Origin of the sequence: Rhodococcus sp. IEGM 1366, from assembly GCF_033142425.1 — a bacterium.
Lineage (GTDB): Bacteria > Actinomycetota > Actinomycetes > Mycobacteriales > Mycobacteriaceae > Rhodococcus_F > Rhodococcus_F globerula.
The window spans coordinates 398,625-414,805 of sequence record NZ_JAWLRZ010000004.1 but is presented as its reverse complement, the minus strand read 5'-3'; the positions used below and the strand labels follow the sequence as shown (position 1 = coordinate 414,805).

18 protein-coding genes are annotated in these 16,181 nt (G+C 61.0%); 6 read left to right on the top strand and 12 right to left on the bottom strand.

Annotated elements, in window-relative coordinates:
• Positions 1–34: 34 nt before the first annotated feature.
• The 4 genes from dprA to R4P64_RS14675 form a co-directional block, all read right to left on the bottom strand.
• Positions 35–1,162 (bottom strand): DNA-processing protein DprA, encoded by a 1,128-nt coding sequence (dprA, locus tag R4P64_RS14690; RefSeq protein WP_033236529.1) that lies wholly within the window; start codon positions 1,160–1,162, stop codon positions 35–37.
• The gene (locus R4P64_RS14685) at positions 1,159–2,667 is read right to left on the bottom strand and encodes a YifB family Mg chelatase-like AAA ATPase (protein WP_033236530.1); all 1,509 of its coding nucleotides are present in this window, start codon (positions 2,665–2,667) and stop codon (positions 1,159–1,161) included. Before R4P64_RS14685 ends, dprA begins: the two co-directional genes overlap by 4 nt.
• The gene (locus R4P64_RS14680; RefSeq protein WP_033236531.1) at positions 2,667–3,023 is read right to left on the bottom strand and encodes a YraN family protein; all 357 of its coding nucleotides are present in this window, start codon (positions 3,021–3,023) and stop codon (positions 2,667–2,669) included. The genes R4P64_RS14685 and R4P64_RS14680 overlap by 1 nt, the downstream gene beginning before the upstream one ends.
• Positions 3,024–3,188: 165 nt before the next feature.
• Complete coding sequence (locus tag R4P64_RS14675; RefSeq protein ID WP_141486072.1) at positions 3,189–3,446, bottom strand: hypothetical protein; 258 nt, start codon at positions 3,444–3,446, stop codon at positions 3,189–3,191.
• Positions 3,447–3,596: 150 nt separating this feature from the next.
• Between R4P64_RS14675 and R4P64_RS14670 the strand changes: the two genes are divergently transcribed.
• From R4P64_RS14670 to R4P64_RS14650, 5 genes are all read left to right on the top strand, one after another.
• Complete coding sequence (locus R4P64_RS14670; protein WP_033236533.1) at positions 3,597–3,878, top strand: hypothetical protein; 282 nt, start codon at positions 3,597–3,599, stop codon at positions 3,876–3,878.
• A 404-nt stretch (positions 3,879–4,282) separates the two neighbouring features.
• Positions 4,283–5,017: a hypothetical protein gene (locus R4P64_RS14665; protein WP_033236606.1), complete on the top strand. Its 735-nt coding sequence runs from the start codon at positions 4,283–4,285 to the stop codon at positions 5,015–5,017.
• Between the two features lie 140 nt (positions 5,018–5,157).
• Entirely contained in the window at positions 5,158–5,574 is a 417-nt protein-coding gene (locus R4P64_RS14660; RefSeq protein WP_033236534.1) for a hypothetical protein, read from the top strand.
• Between the two features lie 82 nt (positions 5,575–5,656).
• Positions 5,657–5,875 carry a hypothetical protein gene (locus R4P64_RS14655; RefSeq protein WP_033236535.1) on the top strand — a complete coding sequence of 73 codons (219 nt, stop codon included), beginning with the start codon at positions 5,657–5,659 and terminating at the stop codon, positions 5,873–5,875.
• Positions 5,876–5,972: 97 nt separating this feature from the next.
• Positions 5,973–7,154, top strand: coding sequence for an RtcB family protein (locus R4P64_RS14650; protein WP_317821386.1), 1,182 nt, complete (start codon positions 5,973–5,975; stop codon positions 7,152–7,154).
• 78 nt (positions 7,155–7,232) lie between these two features.
• Here R4P64_RS14650 and R4P64_RS14645 read toward each other — a convergent pair whose 3' ends face one another.
• The 6 genes from R4P64_RS14645 to R4P64_RS14620 form a co-directional block, all read right to left on the bottom strand.
• The gene (locus tag R4P64_RS14645) at positions 7,233–7,538 is read right to left on the bottom strand and encodes a DUF2469 domain-containing protein (protein WP_003942715.1); all 306 of its coding nucleotides are present in this window, start codon (positions 7,536–7,538) and stop codon (positions 7,233–7,235) included.
• 37 nt (positions 7,539–7,575) lie between these two features.
• On the bottom strand, positions 7,576–8,265 hold the full coding sequence (locus R4P64_RS14640) for a ribonuclease HII (RefSeq protein WP_095887784.1): 690 nt from the start codon (positions 8,263–8,265) through the stop codon (positions 7,576–7,578).
• 12 nt (positions 8,266–8,277) lie between these two features.
• Positions 8,278–9,099 carry a signal peptidase I gene (gene lepB / locus R4P64_RS14635; RefSeq protein ID WP_116103125.1) on the bottom strand — a complete coding sequence of 274 codons (822 nt, stop codon included), beginning with the start codon at positions 9,097–9,099 and terminating at the stop codon, positions 8,278–8,280.
• Between the two features lie 54 nt (positions 9,100–9,153).
• Positions 9,154–9,495 carry a 50S ribosomal protein L19 gene (gene rplS / locus R4P64_RS14630; RefSeq protein ID WP_033236539.1) on the bottom strand — a complete coding sequence of 114 codons (342 nt, stop codon included), beginning with the start codon at positions 9,493–9,495 and terminating at the stop codon, positions 9,154–9,156.
• A gap of 89 nt (positions 9,496–9,584) precedes the next feature.
• Positions 9,585–10,472: a hypothetical protein gene (locus R4P64_RS14625; protein ID WP_033236540.1), complete on the bottom strand. Its 888-nt coding sequence runs from the start codon at positions 10,470–10,472 to the stop codon at positions 9,585–9,587.
• Positions 10,473–10,553: 81 nt separating this feature from the next.
• The gene (locus R4P64_RS14620) at positions 10,554–12,893 is read right to left on the bottom strand and encodes a Tex family protein (RefSeq protein WP_092808526.1); all 2,340 of its coding nucleotides are present in this window, start codon (positions 12,891–12,893) and stop codon (positions 10,554–10,556) included.
• A gap of 75 nt (positions 12,894–12,968) precedes the next feature.
• Here R4P64_RS14620 and R4P64_RS14615 point away from each other — a divergent pair, with 75 nt between their 5' ends.
• Positions 12,969–13,961, top strand: a complete 993-nt coding sequence (locus tag R4P64_RS14615; RefSeq protein ID WP_317821380.1) for a serine hydrolase — start codon at positions 12,969–12,971, stop codon at positions 13,959–13,961.
• A 9-nt stretch (positions 13,962–13,970) separates the two neighbouring features.
• On the opposite strand, the gene rffA is transcribed toward R4P64_RS14615, so the two are convergent.
• Together rffA and R4P64_RS14605 are read right to left on the bottom strand one after the other, a co-directional pair.
• Entirely contained in the window at positions 13,971–15,110 is a 1,140-nt protein-coding gene (rffA, locus tag R4P64_RS14610; protein WP_317821378.1) for a dTDP-4-amino-4,6-dideoxygalactose transaminase, read from the bottom strand.
• Complete coding sequence (locus R4P64_RS14605) at positions 15,100–16,089, bottom strand: glycosyltransferase (protein WP_317821376.1); 990 nt, start codon at positions 16,087–16,089, stop codon at positions 15,100–15,102. Before R4P64_RS14605 ends, rffA begins: the two co-directional genes overlap by 11 nt.
• Positions 16,090–16,181: the final 92 nt, after the last annotated feature.

The window sequence follows — 16,181 nt, the reverse complement described above, 5'->3', positions numbered from 1 at the left end:
CCATCACGCCAAAAATAGACCCACTGCACAACGCCTATTTCGTACGAAACCACCCGCTTCCGTCAGAGTCGATAAAACCCTCCAACTCGAGCAGTGGAAGTGTTGCACGAACCTGGGAAATCAGCAGCCCAGATGCCTCGGACAACTCATTTGTGCTTCGTGAACCGCTTCCTGGTAATGCCTCGTACACGAGTCGAGAATTACCGGTCAACGAGTCGATGTCGCGAACCGCAGCAGCGTCCTGCTCTGAATTCAGAACACCGAACGGTCCGGAAACTTCTACGACGTCGACCGCGTTCGCAACAAGATATGCCTCTCCCTCACGAATCATTCTGTGACAGCCGGCAGACGACGATGATGTCACCGGTCCGGGCACTGCCATTACCGGGCGACCTAATTTCCGCGCCCAATTAGCCGTGTTCCTCGCACCACTTCGCCATCCCGCTTCAACCACGACCACCCCGTCGGACAGCGCAGCGACCAGTCGATTCCGGGCAAGGAATCTGAACTTGGCCGGAGTAGTCCCCGGCGGGTATTCGCTCACCACCGCTCCGGAACTCACGATCTGGCGCAGTAATCGAGCATGACCGGACGGGTAGGCGCGGTCCACTCCGCACGCCAACACAGCAACCGTGGTGCCACCTACTCCCATTGCTGCTCGATGCGCTGCGCCGTCAATACCAAAAGCTGCGCCCGACGTCACCGTCCATCCGTCCACTGCCAAGTCACCGGCTATCTCAGCGGTCACGTGCTCACCGTATGCCGTCGACGCCCTCGTACCGACAATCGCGACAGATCTCTCCGTCAGTTCCGTCAGATCACGAGAACCCAAGACCCACAGAACAAATGGTGGGACTTCACCTGCTGCCACGTCGAGATCATTGAACGGGAGAAGTCGCCACGACGGCCATTCCGGGGAATCCGGAGTTACCAACCTTCCTCCCATCGCCGCCATCAGGTCCAGATCGCGTTGCGCAGTGTCGATATGCGCCCGAGCCCGGGTCTTCTCCTCCAATGACGGCGGCAGATCCCTGGATTTCACGGCCCGTGCCGTCTCCTCGACGCCGAGGTGCTCGACCAACGCGGCCAAGTGAACGCTCGGCCCCTGTGCAACCGCGGACAAGTACGCCCAGGCCAGCTGTCGCGGATCATGTGTGCTCACTGAAATCCCCTGTCTCGGAAATCGAGTGCCGTTGCAACCTGATCGGGGCCCGGCGTTGATTCACCCGCCAAGTCGGAAACTGTCCAGGCAACTCTCAAAGCCCGATCAGCACCTCGCGCAGTGATCACGCCTTTGCGGAGCGCACGCTCGACGGGCGCCAGAGCGTCGCGTGAGAGTCGGAACTTCTGTCGCAGCGCTGGGCCCGGAACTTCGGCATTGGTCCGCCATCCGTAGTCACTCCAGCGTTCCGCCGCGGCATCACGCGCCGCGGATACTCGGGTTCGGACGCTTTCGGTGCTCTCGCCTACTTCGTCGATCAACGCACCCGTTGCAACGGCCTGCATCCGCACCCGAATATCGACTCGATCGAGTAGTGGTCCCGACAGTTTGCCCAGATACCGTCGCCTCGCCGCGGGTGCACACACGCAGTCCGCGTCACGCGGCGGCGCACACGGACACGGATTTGCAGCCAAGATCAACTGGAAACGTGCCGGGTACCGAGCGACTCCGTCACGTCGGGCTATCCGAACTTCGCCGTCTTCCAACGGTGTTCGCAAGGCTTCGAGCACTTTGACGCCGATCTCCGCGCACTCGTCGAGGAAGAGCACCCCGCGGTGCGCCCTACTCACCGCGCCTGGCCTTGCCATGCCACTACCACCACCGACCAACGCACTCACCGACGAACTGTGATGCGGCGCAATGAACGGCGGCATGTCGATCAACGGATGCTCCGCCGTCAACACGCCAGCCACCGAATGAATCGCCGTCACCTCCAGAGCCTCCGACTCCGTCAGCGGCGGCAATATCCCCGGAAGCCGCGAAGCCAACATCGTCTTCCCGATTCCCGGCGGACCCGTCAACATCAAATGATGTGCACCGGCCGCAGCCACTTCGATAGCCCAGCGTGCATCCGCCTGCCCCACCACCTCACTGAGATCACGCACACCCACCTCCACCGCCCGCTCGAAAGGCTCCGGAACAGGCAGGAAAATCTCACCCCGCAACCACGAGAGCACCGAAGCCAGATCACCGGCACCGAGCACCTCGATCCCCTTGACCAACCCCGCCTCAGCCATCGCCTGACGCGGAACCACCACCGTCCCCCAACCCGCACGCTTCGCCGCCAGAACCGCAGGCAACACACCCCGCACCGACCGCAACCGGCCATCCAACGCCAACTCACCCAAAAAGATCGTCTCGCGTAACTCCTTGCGCGGCAATTTCTTTGCCGCATCCAACACCGCCAAGGAAAGAGCAAGATCGTACACACTTCCCACCTTTGGCAACGTCGCAGGAGACAACGCCAAAATTACTTTGCTGTCCGGCCACTCCTCCCCCGAATTCGTCACCGCCGCCCGAATCCGATCCCGCGACTCGTGCAACGCCGTATCCGGCAACCCCACCAACTGCACACCAGGCAAACCACGCCCGATATCCGCTTCGATCTCCACGATCTGACCGTCGACGCCACTGACCGCCACCGAATGCGCCCGCCCCAACGCCATCAGAACGCATCCACAAAATGCTCGACCACCGGATCTTGATCGCGGCGAATCAACACCGCCACCACATCAAAACGCACCTTCGACCACGACCGACCCGAATCACCAAGCCACTGCAACGCCAACACCCGAATCCGGCGGCGCTTCGCAAACGTCACAGCCTCCGCCGGCGACCCGTACCCCACCCCACTACGCGTCTTCACCTCGACAAAAACAATCCGATCATCAACCGTCGCAATAACATCCAACTCGCCGTACCGACACCGCCAATTCCGTTCGACAATCTCCAAACCCGCACCGACCAGGAACTCCGCAGCCACATCCTCGCCGCGCGCCCCCAACGCCATATTCCCCGCCATCACAGCCCCCACCGTTCCGGTCCCGCGCGCCCGCCCATGCAAAACGCGTCCCACCCGTCACAGTGCCCCACCAACCGCGCACCCCAACAAAAGAAAACCCACCTGTTGATAACTCGAGGCCTGTGGAATTCGACAGAACAACTGGACCCGAGTAGTCAGCGAGCCTCAGGGACGGCGTTTGTAGAGAATCGTGGCCTGAGCTGCCGCATCGACGTCGTCTGGCAGGTGCAGTGTGACAAAGCAGAACCGACCCTCACACTGAACCGTCAATTCGTCCCTTGATCTCAACAAGGAACTTATAACCAAACTCTGGATGCCACCATCGATGTCGAGCATAAATGAGCTACCGTCCAGGATCGGATCTGCGATGATTCGCCGACAATCGGCAACTGTGATTCCAAGGTTGGATACAAAGGTGGCCACGGGTCGAACTATAGCTTCCGAAATTGGAAAGTCCGTCTCGATCGAGGCTGATGCTTGTTCGACATTTGACAGCGCTGACGATCGTCGAATGGCAATCGGTGGCCAGCTGATCTGGCACAGGTCGCCCCTCACTGCACTAGTTTGATCCCCATGGTTCGTTACCTACTCATTCTCGCGATTGAGGACAAGCCCTATCGGATGCCGTCACCAGAGATCACGAGCCTCATGCTATCGACTGACCACGGCGAACTGAGTGTCAAAATGCAGGCAGTCGAGCTCAATTGGGGACCGAACATGATCCGTGTCGAGGGACTTGTCGACTACAACAACGAAGTCTGTCGAATCGTTGCGGCCTACCAAGTTGACATCGACCCCGCGCACGAAGCAGTTGGAACAGCGCAGCTTTACACCAGCGAAGAAGTCCCAGACTGATTCACGACTCTCAGCTTCACGACTCTCAGCGCGACCAGAAACGCCAAATCGACGAGAACTGCTGCATGGAATCACGCTCACTCCGCCTACTCCCGGAGTTCGAAACCGCGAACAATTCATTCGCTCGAACAACAGTGCCTCATGTGCTAGTCAATCGGACAGCAGACTCCAGAGGATGGGCGGCTGTATCGACACCGCCACTTCCCCGAGTAGCGATTCCCGACGATTGCGAATCTTCTGAGGGCCCGGCACTACCCATTTGCAGGTGGGCGATTAGCGACAAGTCCGGTTGCATACCGGCAATATTCCGATTCCCACCAAAACTGGACGTCGGTCCAGTAGAACTGGTTATAGTTTTTGCTCGAACCTACAAGACCGCTGCATTTCGCTGAATGGAGTTCTACATGTCACGCCGCTCACTACGCCACGCAGTAGCGACCACTACGTCTCTCGTCCTCCTCGCCGCCGGCGTCACCGTCGGACTCGGAGCATCGGTGGCACAAGCCGCACCCGCATGCGCGCTCAGCCAGTCGGTCACCGATGATTGGGCCGGCTCCTGGGGACTTCCTTACACCGTCAGCAAAGAGGTGGTCGGAGACGGCACCGTCGCACCAGGGCAGACGGTCACCTATCTCACCAAAGTGTCGGGTTCGGGAGCACTCGTCAACCAGATCCGCGACTTCCACCCGGCAGGATTCCAGTTGGTCAAGGCTCGCCTTAACGTCAAATGGCTTATCGGAAACCAACAGTGGGAAGATGTCACAGGCACAGCCGTCGTCAACGGTACTTCCGTAGTTGCCAAGGGCGGCGGGTGGACGACGGCCGGCGGCGGCGTCATCGCCCTGGAAACCACCTACAAGGTTCCCGATGATGCCACTGTCGGCAGTCAGCTCGACAGCGGCGCAGGCACCAACATCGTGCTCGCGGCCGGCGACTGGAACATCAACCCGATGGGCGTGTGCGTCACGATCCGGCAGCCGAATCCTGTCGAGGCCGGCGCCGGCAGCCTCGAAGACATGGGCTTCGGTTCGGTGAACACCGGATCGGGTCAGGTATTCGGCTCCCTCACCGATCCGCAGGGGTCGATGACCAACGTCATCGGCGGAGTCCTGGGCAATGTGATCGGCAATTTGAGCTAACTCAGTTCGGGGAAGGAAATGGGCAGAGCCGCCAGCGCATGCTGGTAGCTCTGCCCATTTCTACGTTGATGCCCATTTCGACATTGAACTGTGGCCTGGATTCGCCCGGTCATGTGCGGCGTCGCCCCTATTCTCGACAGATGACAAAACCGCGAATGCGCCATTTCGCCCAAGCTGCCGTCGTCGCAGCTTCAGTTGCAGCAGTTACCCTCGGCAGCACGGCGATCGCGCAGGCCCAGGACGAGTGGCCGCCGATTCCTCCGTACCCGAGCCCATCGGTACCGTTCGACAACTCGAATTTCCTCACTCCAGAGAATCCGAATTACTGGAATCCATTTGTTAATCAAGACCGGCTCACGTCACCGTTCGGCACCAGCACACGCATTGTGTGCACGGCATTTCACGGAGTTCTGACCGGATGCTGGCAGGCCGATCAGTACGGTAATCCGCACAAATTGATTCGCCTCCAAGCCAATGTGCCCAACGTGTCCGGATCCGGTCTCCCCGGCGGTGGACCGGGCCACTTCGTATACCCGGGCTTCATCCCCGGCAGCTGACGACAAAACTCACCTTCGAATATCTGTTCGAAGAGTGCTAGCCTGGGACCAGGACGTATCGACGAGCACATCGAGGACCGCCATGGACGAAACAACGGACGCAACCTGCGAGTTGGCGCGGCTGGTCGAGGAGCTGGCGGTGCTCGATCAGCGCCGCGTCGACATCGGCGAAAGCTTGGTCCATCTCGAGTACGTCTACACGCACGCGGGGGCAGAACATCAAGCTGCAGCCGCCCGAAAAGCCTTCCAGGAGAAGTACGTCGGCCGCATCTACGAGCTTGCCGACGGTCTTCGGACCTGAAAATCGGTTGCACACACCACCTCTCGACGCGCATGGTTGATCCCGCACACCACAAGGACCAGCAGGTCCTCGACGTGCACTATGTGGGAGAAAACTGATGGAGAAGATCACCGAAAGGCTGTGGAACTGGGCATCGATACTCGACGAGAAAACTCGCGAGCAAGCGTTGCGCACGTCCCAGATGCCTTTTGTCCGTCCACATCTGGCATTGATGCCTGATGCGCACCTCGGTGCGGGTGCGACGGTGGGTTCGGTCATCCCGACCGAAGGCGCGATCATGCCTGCCGCCGTCGGCGTGGATATCGGCTGCGGAATGATCGCAGTCAAAACCCAGTACAACTCTCAGGATCTGACCGGTCGCGATCTGAGCGCGCTTCGCCACAGTATCGAACGCTCGGTCCCCCTGTCTGCCGGTGTCTACAACAAAACACTGACCGCAACGGCGCAAACCCGTATCGCAGAGCTCGAATCGATGGCCGGTGATCGACTGCCCTTCTACGACAAGTTCAAGAACAACTGGCGTTTCCAGTTGGGAACGCTGGGGTCGGGCAATCACTTCATCGAGGTCACCCTCGACGAGAATGACGGCGTGTGGCTGTTCCTGCACTCGGGTAGCCGCGGTGTCGGCAACAAGATCGCACAGCACCACATCAAGGTCGCGCAGGATCTGTGCGCCCGTTGGCACATCGACCTCCCCGACCGGGATCTCGCCTACCTGGTCGAGAAGACACCCGAATTCGACTGTTACATCACCGATCTGAACTGGGCGCAGCATTTTGCTCTGTTGAACCGTGAGGAAATGATGGATCGGGTGGTGAAGGACTTCGCGTACTTCATGGGCGACGGCGGGCCGGCTGTCGTCGAGGAACTCGAGAGGATCAACTGCCACCACAACTTCACCCAGAAGGAATTCCACATGGGCCGCGGTGTGTGGTTGAGCAGGAAGGGGGCGATCAAGGCCGACGTGGGCGTGCCAGGACTCATCCCAGGGTCCATGGGAACGGCCAGCTACGTTGTGGTCGGCAAGGGCAACGTGCCGTCGTTCAAGTCCAGCCCGCACGGCGCCGGTCGCGTCTACGCCAGGAACAAGGCAAGGCGGACGTTCACGATCGACGACCTCGACAAGGCCATGGTCGGCATCGAGTACAAGCGTTCGAAGGCGTTTCTCGACGAAATTCCGGGAGCGTACAAGGACATCGACGTCGTGATGGACGATGCCAAGGACTTGGTGGAAATCCGTCACACGCTGCGTCAGATCGTCAATGTGAAGGGCGATTGACCCGAACAAAGAACAATGACGGCCCCGCCGAAAATCGGCGAGGCCGTCATTGTGCGCAAAAGTCCATGTGAGCCAAGCTCAGTCCGGCAGGCGCAGATCCGGCTTGTCCAGCTCTTCGATGTTGACGTCCTTGAACGTCACGACGCGCACGTATTTCACGAATCGCGCGGGGCGGTACATGTCCCACACCCACGCGTCGGACATCCGCAGTTCGAAGTAGATCTCGCCATCCGAATTATGGGGCAGCAACTCGACCGTGTTGGCGAGATAGAAACGTCGTTCGGTCTCCACGACGTAGGAGAACTGTCCGACGATGTCCCGGTATTCGCGGTAGAGCGACAGCTCCATCTCGGTTTCGTACTTCTCGAGATCCTCGGCACTCATCGGTTTAGCCAGTCCTCCCAGTTCGTCTGAACCTTCATCATCCCGTATGCCCCGCGCGCTGCTCCACCCGGAGTCCCGCAGCAACGACATTGGCGTACGTCATCCGGTGCTCCGGGCACGGGCCCAGCTCGTCGAGCGCGTCCATGTGCACGGGTGTGCTGTATCCCTTGTGGATCGCAAAGCCGTATCCGGGATGGGTGCCGTCCATCTCTTCCATGACGTGATCGCGCGTCACTTTGGCGAGCACGCTGGCGGCGGCAATGCACGCGGCTGCGGCATCACCACCGATAACGGGCAGCGACGGCGCGGGCAGGCCGGGAACTCGAAACCCGTCGGTGAGCACATATCCGGGTGGAGTCTCGAGGCCGGCGACAGCGCGTCGCATTCCTTCTATGTTGGCGACGTGGATGCCGATTCGATCGATTTCCTCGGCTTCGACAGAAATGACACTCCAGGACAATGCCAGCCGTTTGATCTTCGGAAAGAGTTCTTCGCGGGCGCGTTCGGTGAGCTTCTTCGAATCGTCGAGACGAGCAAGGGCCACATGCGGTTTCGGCGCCAGAACACACGCCGCGATGACCAGTGGGCCGGCGCACGCACCGCGTCCGGCTTCGTCGACACCGGCAACCGGACCCATCCCCGTTCGATACAGCGCAGACTCCATCGTTCGCAAACCTGTTGATCTGCGAATGACCACTCGGGGTGGCCAAGTACTCGAACTACTCACGGTCTTCTGCACTCAATTGCTTTGGGGATCAGGTGAACTGATGCTACCCATCCGTGAGGGCGGGAGAACGATGAAGCGTGCCTGACCGATGATGTTGTCGAGCGGGATCGTCCCCTGGAGCTCGTCCTGCACATGGGCGCGCGAATCGGCGGAATTGCTCCGGTTGTCGCCCATCACCCACACGTGTCCCTCGGGCACGGTGACGGGAGCAAAGCATCGGCCGGATTGAACAGCGGTTTGGCAATCCTGGACGCCGGGAGTGAACGGGTAGTCCATCTTGACGTAGGGCTCGTCGAGCGGTTTGCCGTCCACGAGGACTCGACCCTGTTCGTCACAGCACTCGACGGTTTGTCCGCCGGTGGCGATGACGCGCTTGACCAAGTCGTTCTCGTCGGGCGGGACCAGGCCGACCCACGACCCGACCTCCTGGATTCCGCGCATCACGACGTTGTCCGACCGCGTGGAGGTGTAGTGGGTGTTCCATGAATCGGGGCCCTTGAAGACGACTACGTCGCCGGGCTGCGGATCTCCGAAGCGGTATCCGATCTTTTCCACCACGATGCGGTCACCGGTACATCCTGCACAGCCGTGCAGGGTCGGCTCCATCGACTCGGACGGAATGAGGAAAACGCGAAAGACGAATGCTTGTAAAACGATGCTGAGAACCAGCGCCACCCCGATCAGTATCGGGAGTTCCCGGAAGAACGATCGTTGTTTCTTGGGTGAGCGGTGAGATGTCTGTGGTCGAGGAGTGTTCTGTTCCTCGGGATTACCTGTTCCATCCTGATTCTCGGGTCCGGACGACAATGCCTGCTCCTTCGAAGAATCTGCCACAGAAACAGATTAGCCCGACACCGCGCGTACGCGGTGCCGGGCCAATAAGAAAGATCAGCGCTTTTCCTTGATCTTTGCCTTCTTGCCGCGCAGCTCGCGCAGGTAGTACAGCTTCGCGCGACGAACGTCACCGCGGGTCAGAACCTCGATGGAGGCCAGCGTGGGGCTGTGAACCGGGAACGTACGCTCGACACCGACGCCGAAGGAAACCTTGCGGACGGTGAAGGTTTCGCGAACGCCGCCACCCTGACGACGAATAACGACGCCCTTGAAGACCTGCACGCGCTCCTTCGAGCCTTCGATAACCTTGACGTTCACGTTGAGCGTGTCGCCGGGGCGGAAGTCAGGAATGTCGTCGCGCAGCGACTTCTTATCCAGGAAGTCCAAAGTGTTCATGTGTCATCCTTGCATTTCGCAGGAGCAGAGGAACCGAGCGGCGACGCTTCGGTAAGCCCGATACGACGCTCGACTGGTTCGTGCCCAGATCAAGTACTGCTGCCTGGTCCAGGCAACCCGTCCATTGTGCCAGACGCGGACAGTAAGGGCGAAACCGGAGGTGGCGGAGCCGGTTGAATCGTGTGGTCGAGTTCCTCCTCCGCCGCGGCCATCGCATGTTCGACGCTCGGCGACCCGGCGATCAGATCCTGGACGTAGATCTTGGCCCGGATAACGGGGCGTCGCCATTTTCGTTCACGTTCGAGCGCCCGTTTCATTCTTTTCGGTTTGCGGGTGTACCGCCACCGCGCCCACGGCGCACCAGGCCTACTGAGTCTGATCGCTCCGATGATCAGCAGTGGAAGGACAAACAATCCGACGAGACCCGTCCAGATCTTGCCTTTGAGAATCACGATCGCGGCCAGGCCGAAGTTGATCAGAGCGACAAACACGAAGGCCAATCTGATCCAGGGGTTTCTTTCCTCGCGGAAGCCGGCCAAGTCCAGCAGCTCTAGCGGACGGAAGCCGAGCAGAACGAGGCCTGTCACCGCGATGGCGACAAAAACCGCGTCGACCGACGTCCTGCCCTGCTCCGACCAGTAGACGTCCTTCAAATAGAAGATGAGCGCAAACTCGTCGAGCACCAACGCGGCGCCCATCCCGAAGATCGCGGCGAGGACGGCGCCAGTGGTTTGGGAGCCGTCCACGTAGACCGCGATCAGTGCGCCGCCCGAGGCGATCATGGCAACAACGCCGAAGACCACATGGTGAACGTGCTGACCACCCGGAGTGATGTTGCCCGGCCACCACTTCACCTGCGCGCGGATCATTCGCACGCTGAGCCGAATGAACAGGAACGCAGCGAGAAACCCGAGAAGAAAGAACAACAGCGGCAGTCGGCCGTGGGCGACGATCTCGCGGTCGAGCCACTCGCCCATTACTGCCCTCACTCCACGAAGTCCCCCGACCCGGTCTGCTCAATTGTGACAAACCGGGCGGGGTGAATCATTCGAACCCTCTTATTTGCCGAATCCCGCATTTCGCAAGGCATCGGCCATCGACCCGGACGCCGGCGCCCGGTTGTCCGGGCGCTTGTCCCGACCGCCCTGCTGCTGGCCACCGCCGCGGCGCTGCTGCTGCCCGCCCTGCCCCTGCCCCTGCCCCTGACGCGGGTTCTGCCCACCGCGAGGACCATCGGACTTTCGCGGCGGCGCACCGACCTCGTCGTCGAGTCGCAGTGTCAGCGCGATGCGCTGGCGAGCCTCGTCGACCTCGAGAACCTTGACCTTGACGACGTCACCCGACTTCACCACTTCCCGCGGGTCCTTGACGAAGCTGTGCGACATCGCGGAGACGTGGACCAATCCGTCCTGGTGCACTCCCACATCGACGAAGGCACCGAAGGCGGCGACGTTGGTGACTACGCCTTCGAGCACCATTCCGGGCTTGAGATGTGCGACCTTCTCGATGCCTGCGGCAAAGGTGGCCGTCTTGAACTCCGGACGCGGATCACGGCCCGGCTTCTCGAGTTCGGCGATGATGTCCGTGACAGTGGGAAGGCCGAAGCGGTCGTCGACAAAATCTGCGGCGCGCACCGAGCGCAACGCCGTCGCGTTGCCGATGACACTACTGACGTCACCACCTGCGCTCGCGACGATCTTGCGGACGACGGGATACGCCTCGGGGTGCACACTCGACGCGTCGAGCGGGTCGTCGCCGTCGGCGATGCGGAGGAAGCCCGCGCACTGCTCGAATGCCTTGGGTCCCAACCGCGAGACGTCCTTGAGCGCCTTGCGCGTTCGGAACGGACCATTCTGATCTCGATGCGACACAATGCTTTCCGCCAGCGAACCGGCAATACCCGAGACACGAGCCAGCAGCGGGACCGACGCCGTGTTCACGTCGACGCCCACCGAGTTCACAGCATCCTCGACCACGGCGTTGAGTGAACGAGAGAGGAGCGATTCGGTGATGTCGTGCTGGTACTGGCCGACGCCGATGGACTTCGGGTCGATCTTCACCAGTTCGGCGAGGGGATCCTGAAGGCGACGCGCGATGGAGACGGCTCCGCGGATGGACACGTCGAGGTCCGGCAGTTCCGCAGATGCGTAGGCCGACGCCGAGTACACGGACGCACCGGCTTCGGAGACAACGATCTTGGTCAGGTTGGTGGCGCCGGACTTGGTGATCAGGTCGCCGGCCAACGTATCGGTCTCACGTGACGCGGTGCCGTTGCCGATGGCGATCAATTCGACGCCGTGCTTGGCGACCAAGCTCGCCAGTGTGGCCAGAGCAGCGTCTCGCTTATTGTGGGGCTGATGCGGGTAAATAGTCTCGTACGCAACCACCTTGCCCGTACCGTCGACGACGGCAACCTTTGTGCCCGTTCGGAATCCGGGGTCGAGACCCATGGTCGGACGAGCGCCGGCCGGCGCTGCCAGCAGAAGGTCCTTGAGGTTGGTCGCGAACACGTCGACGGCGTCCTTCTCCGCAGACTGGCGCAGGCGCATCCGGACGTCGACGCCGAGGGTGACTGCAAACTTGGTCCGCCACGCCCATCGAACGGTGTCGAGGAGCCAGCCGTCGGCTGCGCGTCCACGATCCGCAATGTCGAACCGGGTTGCGATGCGGCCTTCGTAGACCGTCCGCTCCCCCGGTGCGAGTTCCGCGGTATCGGGTGCCATCGTCACCGACAGCACTTCTTCCTTCTCGCCGCGCAGTACCGCGAGGATTCGGTGGGACGGAAGTTTTGCGAAGGGTTCGGAGAACTCGAAGTAGTCAGCAAACTTCGAGCCATCGGTTTCCTTGCCCTTACGAACCGCGGAAACAACCTGTCCGCGGGTCCACATCAACTCGCGCAATTCACCGACGAGATCGGCATCTTCGGCAAAGCGCTCGACCAGGATCGATCGCGCACCGTCGAGTTGTTCCTCCGAATACTGCGCGGGATCGGTGGTGGGATCCCCGATGAGCGCATCCGCCACGGGCTCGTGGCCGGCCTCGCGAGCGATCTGCGCCTTGGTGCGGCGCTTCTTCTTGAACGGCAGGTAAATGTCTTCTAGCCGCGCTTTTGTGTCGGCAAGCATGATCTGACCACGCAAGGCGTCGTCGAGTTTTCCTTGGGATTCGATCTCGACGAGAACCGCGTCGCGCCGCTCGTCGAGTTCGCGGAGGTAGCGCAGCCGCTCCTCGAGAAGTCTCAATTGAGCGTCGTCGAGAGTGCCGGTGACTTCTTTTCGATACCGGGCGATAAAGGGCACGGTGGCCCCGCCGTCCAACAGGTCTACGGCCGCAGCCACCTGCCCTTCGCGGACGTCGAGTTCCTCGGCAATGCGCTGGTTCACGGTCTTGAGAATCACGAGAACCGAGCCTACCGCTATCCTGGAACAAGAAGACCGGCAGACAGCGCCGTGTCCGGAGTCCGGGGGAAATTGATGACTGCGCGGTTCGTCCGGGTTATCGCAATGATTGCCGCAGTTACTTGTGCGGCATCATGCAGCGCGGCCGCAAACCAGGCAGCATCCACCGAGACCTCCCCATTCCCTGATACAAGCGTGCCGCTCGCGCAGGCCCTTGACGTGCGACTCGAACAGGCCCGTACTGCCGCACTTGATCGCGGAGCAGAGGCGTCGATTGCCGTCTTCGACCGCACCACGAACAACTATCTCGAGGTGGGCGGCGATCAGCAGATCGAAACAGCCTCGGTAGCAAAGCTTTTCATCGCCGAGGATCTGCTCTATCAAGATTCGCGTGGCGAACGCCCGCTCGGCGACGACGACCGCACCCTCATGGTTGCCATGCTCGAATCTTCCGATGACACGGCCGCCAATCTCCTGTGGGACGCTGCCGGTGGCTCCGACCTCGTGAACCGCGTCGCGCAGCGATACTCGTTGACCTCCACCACCGCCCCATACGACGGTTTGTGGTGGAACACCGAAACTACGGCGCGCGATCTGATCACGTTCTACGACGGAGTCCTCGACGACACCGCAGGGCTGGGGGCGGACCGGATCAATCTGATCGTCGACCACCTCCGCGAATCCACGGCGACTGCCGCCGACGGCTACGACCAACGCTTCGGCCTCCCGGACGCTCTCTTCAACGAACCGGTGCTTGCCGTCAAACAGGGATGGATGTGTTGTGTCAGCGACCAGTGGGTCCATCTGACCACCGGCATCGTCGGCGAGGACAACCGATTCATCGTGACTGTCACCACGCGCGAGGATATTCAGTATCAGGACGACGACAACTACGGACTCATCCCGGATACCTCGATGACAGACGCCACCAACGACGAGAGTGCGCTCCACGCCCGCGACACCATCACGGGCGTAGCGCAGATCATTTTCCCCGACGGCACGGTGGACGAATGGTCGCCCTCCACACCCACAACCGAAAAGCCCGTTCAGGAAGCGTCCGGGCCCTAGAAGTCTTAACTACACGCGATACGACGCCGCAGCATCTACGACGCGGCCCTGCTGGTCGGCTGTGAGCATCGGCCACAGTGGAAGCCGCAGAATCGTGGTCGAGAACTGCAGGCTACGGACGCACGGCACAGGTGTTCGGCCGTAGCGCAGTCCGGCCGCACTCGTGTCCAGGGGCACGTAATGAAACGGTGCCACTACGCCGCGCTCGGCCATGTGCCGGATCATGGCGTCGCGGCTACGCTCGTTCGGCAGCCGGACATAGAACAGGTGCGCGGGGTGCTCACGATCGTCCGGAACAGTCATCAGTTGAACGTCGTGATTCTTCGCCCAATCGGACAGGTTCTCGCTGTAGTCGTCCCAGACGCGATGACGGCCCGCATGAATCGCGTCGAATTCGGCTAGTTGAGCGTCGAGCACTGCCGCGTTGAGTTCACTGGGCAGATAGCTGGAGCCGATGTCCTGCCACGAGTATTTATCCACCTGACCACGCAGGAAACGAGCACGGTTCGTGCCCTTCTCGCGGATGATCTCGGCGCGCTCCATCAGTGCATCGTCGGAGAGCAGCAGCGCGCCACCCTCGCCGCAATGAATGTTCTTGGTGTCGTGGAAACTTTGAGTGCCGACGGTGCCGATGGTGCCGAGTGTTCGGCCCCGCCACGTGCCGCCCAGTCCGTGCGCGTTGTCCTCGATCAATGCAAAGCCGTGTTCCTTCGCGAGTGCCAGCAGCGGTTCCATCTCGGCTGCCACACCGCCGTAGTGCATGACCAGCACGGCTTTGGTGCGCGGTGTGATCGCGTCGGCGACGGCGACCGGATCGATGTTGCCGGTTTCCAGATCGATGTCGACGAACACGACGGTTGCCCCGCGCAGCGCGACCGCGGTTGCTGCGGAGCTGAAGGCAAAACTTGGAACGATGACTTCGTCGCCCGGCCCGATCTCCAACAGAAGTGCACCGAGTTCGAGCGCGTGTGTGCACGAGGTTGTCAGCAGGGCGTGCTTGGCGCCGGTGATCGCCTTGATCTTTGCGGTGGACGAGGCGGTGAATGTGCCGTCGCCGTGAATGTGATCCGATTCCAGAACCGTTGCCAGATTGGTCAATTCATTCGCGGCACGGTAGGGCCGACTGAAGATGATGCGGTCAGCGTTCACGTGTGACACCGTCCATTTCAGTTACACCCGGACGTGGTGCATCGACCTTGAGATACAGGGGTTTGCCCACCAGAATATGCAGGGCAACCCCGAGATATTCGGCAATGAGACCAAGCGAGAACAGAATTGCCCCCGAGCAGAGCAGCATCGCCACGATCATCGATGCCCAGCCTTCAGGGTCGTTGTTGTCGCCGGTCACCGCCTGGACGAAGATCACCGCAGCGACGACCACTCCGGCGAGCGCAAGAGTCACGCCGAGCAGGCTGACCAATCGGAGACCCCGGGTTCCGCTGCACAACACCATCTTCCAGAACAGAGAGAACAACCGGCGGTAGTTGTAGCCGGATTCCTCGCGGCCCTCCGCACGTAAGCTAACCGGAACGGTGGCGGTGTTACCCACCACCCAGGTCAGAGCGACGTCGAGGTACGCACCGTTTGCGGCTACCTCCGCCAGTTGTCTCGCGATGTCGCCGCGAACAAGTCTGAAGCTCTCGAATTGCGCCGATGCCGGGAACGCGAACACCGTAGCCAGAACCATCTTTGCGCCCCGCGACGTCACGTTCCGCAAGAATCCGTGGGGGCGGGTATTGACCGGCTTCGAATAGACTAGATCGGCATGTTCTCGGAGTGCGGTGTCGAGAAACGCGCTGATTGACGCCGGGTCATGCTGCCCGTCCTCGTCCATCGTGACAATCCAGTCGCCGCGGGCAGCAGCCATACCGGCAATCGTTGCGGCGTCCTGGCCGTAGTTGCGGCTCAGCCAAATCACCCGTACGTGGTTGAAACGGCGTTCCAACTCGAGAAGAACGACGTCGGAGCGATCTGGCCCGTTGTCATGGACAAGGACGATCTCGTCGACCGAAAATTCGGCACCACCTGCAGTGACACAGGTACCGGTGAGAGTGTTCAGCTCGTCGACCAGCGCGGAAATCGTGCGTTCGCCCTGGTATACAGGCACCACGACGGAGATCGAGTGCACTCGCTTACTGCTCCCTTCGGGAACTCGACGAAGGGTCGAGTGATCAGTGCGACCGGACTCACACCGCCGCGAACTTTAACACGCGCGCGTGT

What these genes read in the sequence shown, in the direction of transcription:
- R4P64_RS14685 (WP_033236530.1), bottom strand. Translation starts at nt 2,667, where the DNA reads ATGGCGTTGGGGCGGGCGCATTCGGTGGCGGTCAGTGGCGTCGACGGT.
- R4P64_RS14625 (WP_033236540.1), bottom strand. Translation starts at nt 10,472, where the DNA reads ATGGGCGAGTGGCTCGACCGCGAGATCGTCGCCCACGGCCGACTGCCG.
- R4P64_RS14615 (WP_317821380.1), top strand. Translation starts at nt 12,969, where the DNA reads ATGACTGCGCGGTTCGTCCGGGTTATCGCAATGATTGCCGCAGTTACT.
- R4P64_RS14655 (WP_033236535.1), top strand. Translation starts at nt 5,657, where the DNA reads ATGGACGAAACAACGGACGCAACCTGCGAGTTGGCGCGGCTGGTCGAG.
- R4P64_RS14650 (WP_317821386.1), top strand. Translation starts at nt 5,973, where the DNA reads ATGGAGAAGATCACCGAAAGGCTGTGGAACTGGGCATCGATACTCGAC.
- rplS (WP_033236539.1), bottom strand. Translation starts at nt 9,495, where the DNA reads ATGAACACTTTGGACTTCCTGGATAAGAAGTCGCTGCGCGACGACATT.
- R4P64_RS14645 (WP_003942715.1), bottom strand. Translation starts at nt 7,538, where the DNA reads ATGAGTGCCGAGGATCTCGAGAAGTACGAAACCGAGATGGAGCTGTCG.
- R4P64_RS14660 (WP_033236534.1), top strand. Translation starts at nt 5,158, where the DNA reads ATGACAAAACCGCGAATGCGCCATTTCGCCCAAGCTGCCGTCGTCGCA.
- R4P64_RS14680 (WP_033236531.1), bottom strand. Translation starts at nt 3,023, where the DNA reads ATGGCGGGGAATATGGCGTTGGGGGCGCGCGGCGAGGATGTGGCTGCG.
- R4P64_RS14670 (WP_033236533.1), top strand. Translation starts at nt 3,597, where the DNA reads ATGGTTCGTTACCTACTCATTCTCGCGATTGAGGACAAGCCCTATCGG.
- R4P64_RS14665 (WP_033236606.1), top strand. Translation starts at nt 4,283, where the DNA reads ATGTCACGCCGCTCACTACGCCACGCAGTAGCGACCACTACGTCTCTC.